Consider the following 12,809-nt stretch of genomic DNA (forward strand, 5'->3'; position numbering starts at 1 on the left):
GGCAGATTTGTCCCAGAGGGAGAAGGGAGGAAATCCCCTTGATTGTAAGCGCTCCGCCAGACCGGGACCGCGGAAAACAACTCAGCCGTATCCGGAATCTTCGAACCAGTGCGCGAAATCCTCCGCAGTAAGCGGCTCCGACAGCCGGAAGCCCTGGTATTCGCTGCAGCCGCAGCGCTTGATGCACTCCAGTTCCTCCGAGGTTTCCACGCCTTCGGCGATGACGTCCAGGCCCAGGCTCCCGCCCAACGCGACGATCGCCTTGACGATGAGTTCGTTGGCGGGAATCCGGTCGATCCCGCTGACGAAGGAACGGTCGATCTTAAGGCGATCCAGCGGAAACGTCCTGAGATAGCTCAGGCTCGAATAGCCGGTGCCGAAATCGTCGATGGCGAGGCGAATGCCGAAATCGCGCAACTCCCGGAGGATGCCGACCGAGTTTTCCGCGTCCGCCATCACCGCGCTCTCGGTCAGCTCCAGTTCCAGGTGCTCCGGGCGGATGCCGGTCTTTTGCACGATGGCCCGGACCTGGTCGCAGAAATCCCGGTTCCTGAACTGCAACGCCGAGATGTTGACGGCTACACGCAAGGGCGGCAATCCCTGAGAAAGCCACCGGACCTGCTGCGCACAGGCGGTCTCGAGCGCCCACAGGCCGAGGGGGAGAATCAGACCGGTCTCCTCCGCCACCGGAATGAATTTCAGCGGTGGCACCCTCCCCAGCGCGGGATTGATCCAGCGCAGCAGCGCCTCGACCCCGACGATACGGTTGTCCTCCGTCGCTATCTGGGGCTGGAAATGGCAGTGGAACTCCCCCTTTTCCAGCGCCGCATTCAGGGCTGACTCGAGCGTGACGCGCTCGACCACGGTCGAATTCATTTCCTCCGTGAACAGCGCAAGCCGGTTACGCCCTTCGCGCTTGGCGTGGTACATGGCTGCGTCGGCCTTGCGCATCAAGCCTTCGACCGTCGTATCGTGTTCGGGGAACAGGACGACGCCGATGCTGGCGGAGGTCGTAAGCTTCTGGTTCTGGATAGAGAACGGCCGGTCCAGGCTCTGCACCAGCCTGGATGCCGCCGCCAGCGCTTCGTCCCTCCCCTGCACCGGCTCCAGCAACACCGTGAATTCGTCTCCGCCGAGGCGCGCCACGGTATCCACTTTGCGCACGCAGGCGGCGAAACGGCCGGCCACGCCCTGCAGCAACTGGTCGCCCGCCGCATGCCCCAGCGTGTCGTTGACCAGCTTGAAACGGTCGAGGTCGATGAACAGCAGCGCGATCCGGTACCCCCCGCGCTGGCCCCGCAGACAGGCGCGCTTGAGCCGGTCGTTCAGCAACAGGCGGTTGGGCAGGCTGGTGAGCTGGTCGTAATGCGCCAGATAGTGCAGATGGTTCTGCTTGCGGTTGGCGACCTCCTCGAACAGGTCGTGCCCGCTGCCGATGCCCAGATAGACGCCGCCCTCGGTCACGATGAAACCGCTGACCATGTGCCGCATGCCGGCGTCGATGATGATGCGCGAAAGGTCGTCGATGCTGGAGTCGGCGTCGACGATGACCGGCCCGGGATCCATGAACGCGGCGATGGAACACTTGTGGTAGAGGTCCCGGCTGTACGGGTGGAGGAACTGCTCCACCAGCGAGTAGCGGTCGATCAGGCCCACGGGCCGCATGTCGTTGTCGACCACCGCGGCGGCGGCCAGCGAGGGATCGTGCAGAAAGCGGTCGAGGATGGCCAGGCAGGGAGAATCGCGATGATAGGGCGGGAAGCGCCGGGCAAGCACCCGGACCCGGGCGTCGACGGGGAACCGCCCGGCATCGAGATCGGGATGGCCGTGGCCCGTTCCCGCCTCGATGGCACTGGAATCCGACATGGCTGGGACGCTCCCTGCTTCGATTCACTCGGGAGTCCCAACATAGCGGCCGACCGTTACCGCAATGTGAAAGGCCGGGCCATGCCCGGCGAGATGGCTAGGCGCGTTCGGTATGGCCGGCGTTCAGTTCGACGAACTTCCGGTACAGGGTATCGTGGTCTTCCCGGTGATCGGGATCGGAGTGGATGCACTCCACCGGACACACCTCCACGCATTGGGGCCGCTCGAAGTGGCCCACGCATTCGGTGCAGCGGGCGGGGTCGATCACATAGATGTCTTCCCCTTGCGAGATGGCCCCGTTGGGGCATTCCGGCTCGCAGACGTCGCAGTTGATACATTCGTCGGTGATGATCAGCGCCATTTCGCTTCCAAAGTCGGTGACAGCGGTGCTCAGCCTTTTCGGTAGAGCGTACGGATTTCGGGTTTGCCGCACTCCGCGGCATGCCGGTTGAGGTGCTCGGCGATCTGTATGAGATGGGCGTTCAGGGCGATGATATCTTCCAGCAGCATGCGCGCGGTCTCGTGATCGAACAGCGTCAGGACGTCATGGTTCCGTTCCATGCTGTGGCTGAGCATCCGGCACAGATCGCCGGACAGGCGATGGCGCTTGGACGAGAGTTCGTTGAACGTCTCCAGGCTCGCGTAATAGCGGCCAAGCGCTTCATAATCCGGTTCCATCAACATACCCTCCACGCTTCGGGTAAGGTGATTTTATGGCCGGAGGCACGGCGGATGTCAACGTACGCCGCACTTGCCGACGCGGGAAACCGGGTGCATAGTGCGGTTTCCGGGCGTTGCGTACTGTTACGGCATGAGACGGTCACATCCGGATTGTAACGTCGTTCCAGAGCTTCGCCCGACAGGCATCCCATTACCGCAATCAGGAACCCCTCCTGACGATCATGGCGACCAGCCGCCCTGGATGATGCAAGCGACTGTCCGCGATGATCGTTACCCTCCCCCGGCCCGGCTATGGCGGGGCTATCCTGCCCGGCGCCCTTCGGGCCGCTCCGGGTCGATGCAAATCCGCTCCTGGCGGATTTGTCACACAGGGAGAGGGGGAGCAAGGTTGCTGCGACTTTCACGTTAAGAAGAAGGAATACCATGCGCACGATCGCAAGCAATACCGGCATCGGCCGGCTGAAGCACATCGCGTTGTTCACCTTTCTCGCAATTGCCTCGGCCGGCAACGCGGCGCCGCGCCCTCTGCCCTGCTCGGATGAAATCGCCAGGTACTGCAAGAATCTCGGCCTCGGCGGCGGCCGCATACAGAACTGTCTCAAAGAGCACGACGCACAGCTCTCGCCGGCATGCCGCTCCGGCTTGGAATCCGCTCTCGCCCGGCACCGGGAGATACAGGCCGCCTGCGGGGCCGACGTCGAGCGCCTGTGCAAGGAGGTCCGGCCGGGCAAGGGCCGGGTGGCCAACTGCCTGAGAGAGCATCACCGCCAGGTTTCCTCCGCCTGCAAGGAGACCCTGGCTGCCGCCCGCAAAGCCGGAAACCGGACGAAACCCAACCCCTGAATTTAAGGAATCCACGCATGAACGCGGAGTTTTCGACACAATCGCACCTTGCCGGCATCGCAAGGTTTCTGTTTCGCCTGAGCCTGGCATCCCTGCTCGCGCTGAGCGCCGCGTCCACCGCTCAGGCCTGGGAAGAATGGGAAGACGAAGCGGACAACCCCATCCAGGCGCAGTGCTACCGGGTGGAGCGCTGGGGCGACGGCTACAACCTCGAGCAGGTCGGGAACGTCACCGTGCACAGCAATCAGCAGGCTGCGCTCATCTGCAACAATATGGAATACGCCTGCCGGGGACGCTGCATCGCCTGCGCTCACGATTACGACTACTACGAAGACATCTGTGTAGACTTGTCCGGGCAGCAGTTCGTCAAGCCGTGATTCCTTACGGCATCGACATGAAACCCGTCGTGGCCGCCTTCTCCGAATCGAACGGATGCGGAACGGCTGATCAGTCCCCCATCGCAACGCGCCGCGTTCCTGCTCGCCGGCACGGAGGCTGAAACCGTGCTGGCCGACTGTTTCGCCCGTCCGCGGTTCGTATCGGCGTTCGCCATCGCCATCTTCCTGCTGCTTGCAACGTTCGGCGAGTATGTCGTCAGGATCGAGGCGGAACGGCTGCGGGTCATCGCTCAAAGTCAGGTGCTCGCCGAGGCTTCGGCGATACGCGCGCGGCTGGAAGGAGAACTGTACTCAACGCTCTACCTCGCCAACGGCCTGAGCGGCTACGTGTCGGCCCACAAGACCCTCGATCCTGCGTCGGTCAAGGTCATCCTGAGCACCGTCTTCGGCTACGGGCGGCATTTGCGAAACATCGTGCTGGCGCCTGGAAACGAGGTGCGTTTTACCTATCCGCTCAAGGGTAACGAAAAAGTGATCGGCTTCCGCTACCAGGACAACGCCGAGCAATGGGCAGCGGTCAAGCGGGCCATGGAAACCCGCACCACCGTGCTCAGCGGCCCCGTGGACCTGATCCAGGGGGGACGCGGCCTCATCAGCCGAACCCCGGTTTATCTGCTGAACGGCGATTATTGGGGAATCGTCGCCCTGGTGATCAATTTCGACTCGCTGTTCGCCACGATCAACAAGGACCGCCAGCCGGCCAAGATCGCCTGGGCCTTGCGCAGCAAGGACGAGGTCGGGGAGAAGGGCCGGATCATCTTCGGCAACGCCTGGCTTTTCGACCACGACCATGTGGATTTGTCGATCGCCGTCCCCGGTGGATCCTGGGAGCTCGCCGCGACTCCCGCCGAGGGCTGGCAGACCAAAGGGAAACGCCTGATCATTCTGCGCATCGCCACTTTGCTGCTGTCGGGCCTGATCGCCGCGCTGGTGTTCCTGGTGCTTTTCGAGCGCATCCGCATCCAGCACCTGGCGCTGCACGACTCCCTCACCGACCTGCCGAACCGGCGCCTGCTCGACGACCGGCTCGAACGTGCCATCGCCCAGGCCCGGCGCCACCGTGACGGCTTCTCGCTGCTTTATATCGATCTCGACGACTTCAAGCCCATCAACGACCGCCTCGGCCACCGGGCCGGCGATCAAGTGCTCGTGGAAATCGCCAGGCGGCTGCGCGGTGCGCTGCGTAGCAACGATACCGTCGCCCGTGTCGGCGGCGATGAATTCATGCTGATTCTTCCCGGCGCCCGTGGCAGCCATGGAGCGATCACCGTCGCGGAAAAGCTCGCCGGCATCGTCTGCCAACCGATCGGCTATAAAGGGCAGCGCCTCAACGTCAGCGCATCGATCGGCGTCTCCACCTACCCCGAAAACGGCGTGACAGCGGACGCATTGATCAGCCATGCCGACAACTCGATGTACAGGTTCAAGCAAAACCGGAAATCGCCGGCCGAAGCGAACGGCGTTCAGCAATCCGGCACGGCCTAGTCCGGAGCTTTTTGAAATCAGCCTCTGATAACCATACTAACGCCATTATTTTTTACAGGACTGAAACTTTCCGGTCATTTTTCCGGACGACAATCCGTAGAGGTATTTCCTCCCGGAATCGCATTCTCTATGGCAAGACTCAAAATTCACAAGTCCCGCCGCCTGGCCGCCGGCATGGGACTTGGAATCCTCATGTCCGCGGGACAAGCGCACGCGGACCCGGAAAATCCCTACGAAAGTTTCGAGGACTTCCTGGCGCAGACCCGCTTCCACGGCAATCTCCGCAGCTATTTTTTCGCCCGGGACTATTCGCACGACGAGGTCGTGGACCAGCACTCGTTTTCCCTGGGTGGCTATGCCGGCCTCCTGACCGCACCGGTCTACAACGTTCAGGCCGGCCTGACCCTGGGGGCGGCCAACAGCCTAGGACTCAACCCCGTAAATACCAGCCAGGTCGACACCACCCTGCCGGGCAACACCGTCTATGTGCTGACCGAAGCCTTCGTCCAATACAAGCACAAATACTTTACCGTCCGCGGCCCGGACCAGATTCTCGACACTCCCTGGATAAGCCCGTCCGATTCGCGCATGAAACCGTCCGGATACCGCGCTGTCTATGGAGAACTCACCCCGTTCGCCGATTACGCCCCGCTGAAGGATTTGACATTCGTCGGGCTCCGGCTGTTCGAGTTCAACGGCCGGGCGGAAGGAACGTTCAACACGACCAACCTTTATTTTCCCGACCACGCCGGAGGCAGCCCGGTTTCGGAGTTGGCCAACAAAAGCGCACCGGGCGCTCTGGCGTTCGCGCTGAAATACGGCGGCACGCCCGGCAATCCTTTGACCGCACAATTGTGGTACAACAAATTCTATAATTTCTCCCAGCTTTTATGGTTTGACAGCAACTATATCCATAAAACCGGCACCGGCTTCGACCCCCTCATCGGATTCCAATTCGGAGGCCAGTGGAGCGACGGCGACAATCTGCTGGAGCAGGTGGGGAAAGGCGCGGCCGGAAACACTCAGGCCTACGGCGTCATAGCGGGCATCGACACCCCCTATGTACGCCTGACCGCCGCATACAACGGCATCACCAAGCAAAACGGCGCCTTCGCCAACGGCGACCTGCTCTCGCCCTACAGCACCGGCTACTCGACCGATCCGCTTTACACGACGCAGATGATCGGCGGCATGATCGAAAAGCAGTCGCCGGGCAGCGCATTCAGGGTCGCGGCGACCTCGTACTTCATGGATAAACAGGTCAAGGCACTGGTGTCTTACGGCAGCTATCACATCACGCCCACCAGCGCCTATACCTCCAATCCGTACGAAACCAATATCGACCTAACCTACAGTTTCCCCAAATCATCGAACTTCGACGGCCTGTCCATCCGAAATCGATTCGGCTGGATGGCAGGCAATATCAAGGATGGCGATTTCTACTATGAGCGCTTTCAGGTCCAATACCAGTTCTAGCCAATATGGTCGCGACCTTTCTTTCAGGGCCTTTGTTGTGAAACACCACATTCTCCGAACCATTCTTCTGATCGGCAGCGTGGCCCTCGCCGGCTGTGCCGAGTCCCCACGAAAAGCGGCCCCGGACGCACGCCCGGCGCCTCTGCCCGCCGAAGCGCAGACCGGCAACGGCACCGCCGGGGCGCATCCCGCCGGCCCCGAGACAACGGCCACTCAGCCGGTCCAGACCCAGATGAGCGCCTTCGAGGGAACGGTCAAGGCGATTCACCACAGCAGCCGCAGGGTCACCTTCCTCCTCGCCGACGGGAAGCGGGCCACCGTCAAGGTTGCGGCCCAGGCCGGCAATCTCGGCGATCTGCATGTCGGCGACCTCGCCAGATTCGAGCTCGCCGAGACGGTGGAAATCGTGAGAAACCATTTCCATCCGGAAAGCGGAATGATCGTCATGGAACATATTGCGGGAAGCACCAAGGAACGGGAGGGATACAACGCCTACTATGACCGGGATGTGCACGCCAGCGGCAAACATAACGAACTTTCCTGGAGCGAAACCATCGAAATCCCGGCTCGCGTGGTGTCTTTTGACCCGGGGTCGCGCACGATAACCCTCAAGAGCCTCGAAGGCAGGGTATTCAGCGTACATATGGCCGAGGAAGCCCGCAACCTGGGCGAATACAAGCCCGGAGAAACCGTCATGGCTCGCTTCAAGGAAGTCGACGACATTACCGTGATCAATCCACACTGATATCGGGCTCGTCGCCCCCATCAGAACATGAACCCATACAGGCCCGCCATGAAACCGCTACAAATTCTCTTTTTCCTGCTCGGTTTATCCGCTTGTGCGAGGGATACCTTCACGACGACGGTGCCGGCTGAAGAACTGGAAAAAGTCAGCGAAGAAAAGCCCGCAAGCCACGCCGAAAATATCGATGGCATCGACATATGGACGACGGGTGTACCCGGCAGGAAATACAAGATATTGGGGATGATCCACGATGTCCGCCGGAACATCCCCTGGCGAACCCAAACCTATCTCAGCGACGTAGCCCAGGCCACGAAAAAAGCCGGCGGGAATGCCGCCATCGTCATCATCGCCGACAGCAAGCCGGTCTACAAAATGGGGATGGGGTGCGACACGTCGGTGGAAGCCACCGAAAAATGCAAACACGCCCAGGGAGCATCGCTCAGCGGTGCAGCTCCCGGCGAGGAGGCCACCATCTACAGCGAGAATATCGAATCGACGTCGGTCCCCCTCGAGTACAAGGACTCGAGAGTCCTGGTAATCAAATATCTCGACACAAAATAGGCTTGGGGAAAAGCCACCGCATCCTGAGACCTCACGAACCTTCGAGTTTTCCCCAAATGCCGGATGGCGGCTTCCGGCCCGTGCGCGAACGGCCGAATTTCGGCCGGTACGACTTCGGCCCGGCGGCGACCTCCGCAACGACGAAACCCTGCTTCTCCAGCGCATCCAGTTGGCTTCCCGCCTCCTCCTCCGGCACTTCGAACCGCTCGGCGGCTTCGCGGACGGAACCCGAGCCGCGGCGCATCAGCCATTGGAGAAGGCGGCGCTCGGGGGGCGACAGCGCGAGCAGGTCGCTGGCCCTGAAACCGGCGGATGAAGGACCCTCCGACACCATCTCGGATACCTCTCTGCGAAACCGGCAGCGGCTGATCAGGCGGCGTCGATCTGCTGCGCCGCCGCCTCCAACACGGAAGTCACGGGGTGTTCGGGATTCGCCAGGGCGAAGATGCCACCGCTGCCCAGAATGGCGACGTCGCCCGAGAGGGGCAGGACCCCGAGCACGGGCACATGGTAAGTCGACTCGACCCGCTGCTTCAACGCGCCGAAATCCTGTGGATTGATCGCCTTGTTGACCAGCATGAACATCTGCTCCACCTCGAGCTGGCGCGCCAGTTCGACCGTGATCGCCGTGCCCTGGTAGTCCTGCTGGTCGGGACGCAGGATCAGCAGCAGGATGTCGGAAATGGCGATCGACAGCAGGGTTTCCTCGTTGACGCCGGGATGGGTGTCGATCAGCAGATGGGTGAGTTCCAGCCGCTCCATCAGCTCCTGGAATCCGCTGTTGAGGAGGCCGACGTCGTAGCCGTCGCGCAGGATCCGGGTGATCTCCCCTGTGCGCATGCTGCCCGGTATCAGGTGCAGGGAACCGGCATCCTTCAGCCGATGTCCTTCCAGCACACCGCTGACGTCATAGGCGGCGTCTTCGATCCGGCATTTTCCCCACAGGTAGTCGTTCAGCGCGTAGCGGAACCGCTCCGGCGAGAGGTTGAACAGGACATGGATGCCCGGTGACTGGATGTCCGTGTCGACGATGCCGACCCGTTTGCCGCGGCGGGCCAGCAGGGCGGCGAGGTTCGCCGTCACGTTGGACTTGCCGGTGCCGCCGCGAAAGGAATGTACGGATATGATTTTTCCCACGACTCGAGTCCTCGAAGGTACAAACTGTTTGCGGCGGCCCGTTGCCGCCACCGTCAAATGTCAAGGTTCATGCTCGGCGAAAGCCCGCGCCGAAGGTTCCGCGGCGCGCTTCCGCTCGTCCCGGATGCGCCTGGCCTTGGCTTTCAGATCGGCAAAGAATTCGCTGTCGGCGATCTGCCTGATCTTGGCCTGCGTGTCGGTCTCGTCGATGTTGACCCGAAGCTGCTCCAACTGGGCCTCGAGCAAATCGTGACGAGCCCGCACTTCCTGGACCATGCGCAGGAAGATGCGGGCCAGTTCGCCGAATTCGTTGCGCCGGCAGGTGTCGCGCTCGAGCTGACGGATGTCGAGGTGCCGTGCGTCGAGTTCGTCTTTTTCCAGGGCGGCCGCCACCTTACCCAAGGTGAGGATGGGACGGATCATCCAGGCTCCGGTCCGCAGGCCCACGGCTATGGCCAGCACCAGCAGGCCCAGCGACAGCCAGGCGGCCGAGTGGATGCCGGTGATGAGATTTTCGATCAAGTCGCCTTCGGCGATCACCACCGCCAGTCGCCAGTCCAGGCCCAGGCCGGCGAACTGCCGGTCCGTCAGGAGATGGTCGGTATACACATAATTGTGCTGCTCGCCGCGCACGAATTTGAATGACTCGGCGTCTGGAACATCGAGAAAGCCATAGCGGTCGCCGATGTATCCGGCCGTGCTGCGAATGGCCGGATCCGTGCTTTCGGCCGCAAGCAGCAGCCGCCCTGGCGTCGGGCCCGAGGACGAGCCGCGCGAAGCTGCGATCAGGTGGCCTTCTGCGTCGAAGAGAAAAGCAATGGAGGAATTCGGCAGATGGAGGTTCTGCAGATAACGGCTGATGCCGGCCAGATAGATGTCGGACGAGACCACCGCCCTGGGCCTGCCGTCCGCCGCATAGACCGGCTCGGCCACCGTCACGACCGGCGCCGATCCCTGCAGAACCGGGCTGAAGTGGATCGGCGAGATCACCAGGCCGCCCTTGGCCAGCGCTTCCTGGTAGTACGCCTCGGTACGGGGATCGTAGGCAGCCTCCTGTACCTCCAGCGGCGTACCACCCTTCCCGTAATTCTCCAGCAAACGCCATTCGACCGTGCCGCCCCGCCGGATGTCGGACACCTTGACCACTTTCTTGCCGTACTCCCTGCGATCGAACCTGAGGTTCTGCCCGGCGGGATTGGCGATACTGAGATTCGCCCAGCGCGTCATCTGGGCCTGGGTCCAGACGCCGTTCGAGAGCCTCTTCACCAGCCTGGGCTCCAGCAGATCGTCGAGCCGAAGATCCGGCTGGCTTCTGAGGCCATCCGCGTAAACCTGGGTCAGATCAATGGGCTGGGACAGAAAACGGTAGAGCTGGTCGTCGATCGTATTCCCGATCAATTCGAGGATTTCCTTGGCGGTGTCCTGCGCCTCCCTCATGTGGCTGACGTAAGCGATGGCCCCCGTCAGTCCCACGGCGACGAATATCTGCAGAGCAAAAATAAAGGGGAATACGACCCTGATCGATATCATTCACGCTCTTCCTGCAGCCACCGACGGCTGGCGGGACATTGTGCCCTTGCCTGCCGCCGGCGGCTAGGCCGGCTCGGCGTGTCCCGAATGGCCGCCGAGAATGTCATCGACGCCGGCGCGGCCGCGCTTGCGCCAGGGGATACCCAGCAGGCCTTCATCGTCCCGAAGCGTGGTCCGCTCTATCTCCGGATCCCTGCGCTCGCCCGAATAAAGCGGCCGCATGCCGTTGAGGCAAGCCAGAAGCGCCGCCCCGTTGTTGACGACGACCGCGCTCACCGTCCCCAGGTTGAAGAAAACCCCGCCGGCCACTACGGCGATGTTCGCGGCCGTGACCGCCGCGACGTTCTGATGCACCAGCCGCATCGCCTCGCGGGCGGTCTCGATGCCATAGCACAGCCCCTGGAGGCCGTCGTCGAGCAGCACCACATCCGCAGTTTCCCGGGCGAGATCGGTCGCCTGCTGGAAGGAGACCGCTACGTCGGCGTGGCTCATGGCGGGTGCGTCGTTGATACCGTCGCCCACATAGGCAACCGCGTTGTGCTTCCGGCGCAATCTGCGCAGCACTTCCACCTTGTGCTCGGGAGACGCTTCCGCGAAAGTGCAGCCCGGCTTGATGCCGAGCTTGTATGCCACCGCGTTCGCGGACTTGCTGGTGTCCCCCGTCAGCAGGTAACACGTAATACCCATCCGCCTCAAAGTCTCGATGGTGACCGCGCTTTCCCGCCGAAGGGCGTTGCTGAAGAAAATCGCGCCCAGGACCTCGCGGTCGCGGACGACGTAGCGGATCGAGCGGTTGAGGATGACGCCGTCGTGCCGGCGGTGATACTCGGCGTCCACCGGAATGCCGTGCGACTCCAGAAACTGGAACGTCCCGACGATGATTTCGCGCCCATCCACGTAGGACACGACGCCGGAATCGGAGTAATCCAGCGGGTCGCTGACCGTCAGCGCCACGCCTCTGGCTTCGGCATACGCGACCAGGGCGGCGCTGAACGGCCGCAGCACGTAGCGGTTCGCCGATCCCGCCCAGTACAGCAGTTCGTCTTCGGACGCCGAAGACAGTGAGGTCTCCACCGAACCGACCTCCACACCACGCTCGGTCAGTGTTCCTGTCTTGTCGAACACCACGGCGTCCACCTTCGCCAACTGCTCCAGCGCATGTCCACTGCGGACGAGAATCCGGTTCTGCGCGGCATGATGGAGCGAAGCCAGCACCGGGACCGGCGCGCTGACGCCGATGCCCTGGGCGAAATCCAACTGCAGCGGCGCGACGGCCCTGGGGAGGCTGGCGGTGACTGCGAATACCAGCGCGCTGGCCCCGATCGCCGGCATCACCGCCTGGTTGCCGATCTCTTCCATGTAGTTGCTGATCCGGGTTTCCTTCCAGGGCCGCTCCTTGACCGTTTCCGCCATCTGCGCCATCCGCGTTTCCGCCCCCAGCCCGCGCATCTCCACCACCAGGCGCCCCTGGGTCAGGAGAGACGCCGCATAGACTTCATCGAGGACCGTGCGCGGCACCAGCTTGGCCCCTCCCAGCAGATCGTGCTCGTCGATCAGCCCGTCACCGCCCACCACGACACCATCGCCCGGCACCCGGTCGCCGGGTCCCAGGAAGACGTGATCGTCCCTGAGCAGGTCCTTCGCCAGGACCAGCCGCCTTCTGCCCTTGCGCTCGATCCAGTACTGCCGGTTGGGAACCATGTCGGGCTTGCGCCGCTCGCCGGCAATGGCAGTCAGATCCCTGAGCACGCGGGCGGTCTCGGTGAGGCAGATGGCCAGGGCGGGTGCGAACATTTCGCCCGTCGCGCCGTGAACCAGGACCCAGAGCGAATCGAGAAGGTCGGCGTTGGGACGTCCGGTCTTCTTCAGGTTGGCGAGCGTGCGCCTCCACAACGGAAAAGCGGCGCGCGCGAGGACGATACCGACGACGGCAGGTGCGAACGGCAATTCCAGAGGCGCGGCGACCACCGAAGCGCCGAGCGCCAGGGCGGGATATTTGAACCGTTCGCCATAGTCGATCCTGTGCTGTGCCGTCGCCGTCCCGCCCCAAGCAGCGGACGTCCTGCCCTGGCGCCGAGGAAGCACGC

Annotated in this window: 13 protein-coding genes; 6 read left to right on the forward strand and 7 right to left on the reverse strand. The window is 62.7% G+C overall.

What is annotated here, in order from left to right; translation table 11 throughout:
* Positions 1 to 81: 81 nt before the first annotated feature.
* From OOT43_RS09680 to OOT43_RS09690, 3 genes are all read right to left on the reverse strand, one after another.
* Positions 82 to 1,866, reverse strand: a complete 1,785-nt coding sequence (locus OOT43_RS09680) for a putative bifunctional diguanylate cyclase/phosphodiesterase (RefSeq protein ID WP_266024709.1) — start codon at positions 1,864 to 1,866, stop codon at positions 82 to 84.
* Between the two features lie 97 nt (positions 1,867 to 1,963).
* On the reverse strand, positions 1,964 to 2,227 hold the full coding sequence (locus tag OOT43_RS09685) for a YfhL family 4Fe-4S dicluster ferredoxin (protein ID WP_266024710.1): 264 nt from the start codon (positions 2,225 to 2,227) through the stop codon (positions 1,964 to 1,966).
* A 29-nt stretch (positions 2,228 to 2,256) separates the two neighbouring features.
* Positions 2,257 to 2,544, reverse strand: a complete 288-nt coding sequence (locus OOT43_RS09690) for a hypothetical protein (RefSeq protein WP_266024711.1) — start codon at positions 2,542 to 2,544, stop codon at positions 2,257 to 2,259.
* Between the two features lie 426 nt (positions 2,545 to 2,970).
* On the opposite strand from OOT43_RS09690, the gene OOT43_RS09695 reads away from it, so the two are divergent.
* The 6 genes from OOT43_RS09695 (at position 2,971) to OOT43_RS09720 (ending at position 8,055) form a co-directional block, all read left to right on the forward strand.
* Positions 2,971 to 3,390: a cysteine rich repeat-containing protein gene (locus OOT43_RS09695; protein ID WP_266024712.1), complete on the forward strand. Its 420-nt coding sequence runs from the start codon at positions 2,971 to 2,973 to the stop codon at positions 3,388 to 3,390.
* A 17-nt stretch (positions 3,391 to 3,407) separates the two neighbouring features.
* Complete coding sequence (locus OOT43_RS09700; RefSeq protein ID WP_266024713.1) at positions 3,408 to 3,767, forward strand: hypothetical protein; 360 nt, start codon at positions 3,408 to 3,410, stop codon at positions 3,765 to 3,767.
* Positions 3,768 to 3,893: 126 nt separating this feature from the next.
* The gene (locus tag OOT43_RS09705) at positions 3,894 to 5,273 is read left to right on the forward strand and encodes a diguanylate cyclase (protein WP_266024714.1); all 1,380 of its coding nucleotides are present in this window, start codon (positions 3,894 to 3,896) and stop codon (positions 5,271 to 5,273) included.
* 129 nt (positions 5,274 to 5,402) lie between these two features.
* Positions 5,403 to 6,749, forward strand: a complete 1,347-nt coding sequence (locus tag OOT43_RS09710; protein WP_266024715.1) for a hypothetical protein — start codon at positions 5,403 to 5,405, stop codon at positions 6,747 to 6,749.
* A 37-nt stretch (positions 6,750 to 6,786) separates the two neighbouring features.
* Positions 6,787 to 7,494 carry a hypothetical protein gene (locus tag OOT43_RS09715; RefSeq protein ID WP_266024716.1) on the forward strand — a complete coding sequence of 236 codons (708 nt, stop codon included), beginning with the start codon at positions 6,787 to 6,789 and terminating at the stop codon, positions 7,492 to 7,494.
* A 48-nt stretch (positions 7,495 to 7,542) separates the two neighbouring features.
* Entirely contained in the window at positions 7,543 to 8,055 is a 513-nt protein-coding gene (locus OOT43_RS09720) for a hypothetical protein (protein WP_266024717.1), read from the forward strand.
* 31 nt (positions 8,056 to 8,086) lie between these two features.
* Here the strand turns inward: OOT43_RS09720 and OOT43_RS09725 are convergent, their stop codons facing one another.
* The 4 genes from OOT43_RS09725 to OOT43_RS09740 form a co-directional block, all read right to left on the reverse strand.
* The gene (locus OOT43_RS09725; RefSeq protein ID WP_266024719.1) at positions 8,087 to 8,389 is read right to left on the reverse strand and encodes a DeoR/GlpR family DNA-binding transcription regulator; all 303 of its coding nucleotides are present in this window, start codon (positions 8,387 to 8,389) and stop codon (positions 8,087 to 8,089) included.
* Positions 8,390 to 8,424: 35 nt separating this feature from the next.
* Positions 8,425 to 9,192: a MinD/ParA family ATP-binding protein gene (locus tag OOT43_RS09730; RefSeq protein WP_266024720.1), complete on the reverse strand. Its 768-nt coding sequence runs from the start codon at positions 9,190 to 9,192 to the stop codon at positions 8,425 to 8,427.
* A 60-nt stretch (positions 9,193 to 9,252) separates the two neighbouring features.
* Positions 9,253 to 10,722 carry a cache domain-containing protein gene (locus OOT43_RS09735; protein ID WP_266024721.1) on the reverse strand — a complete coding sequence of 490 codons (1,470 nt, stop codon included), beginning with the start codon at positions 10,720 to 10,722 and terminating at the stop codon, positions 9,253 to 9,255.
* Between the two features lie 63 nt (positions 10,723 to 10,785).
* Positions 10,786 to 12,807 (reverse strand): heavy metal translocating P-type ATPase, encoded by a 2,022-nt coding sequence (locus OOT43_RS09740; protein ID WP_266024722.1) that lies wholly within the window; start codon positions 12,805 to 12,807, stop codon positions 10,786 to 10,788.
* Positions 12,808 to 12,809 lie beyond the last annotated feature (2 nt).

The organism is Methylococcus mesophilus, assembly GCF_026247885.1.
GTDB lineage: Bacteria > Pseudomonadota > Gammaproteobacteria > Methylococcales > Methylococcaceae > Methylococcus > Methylococcus mesophilus.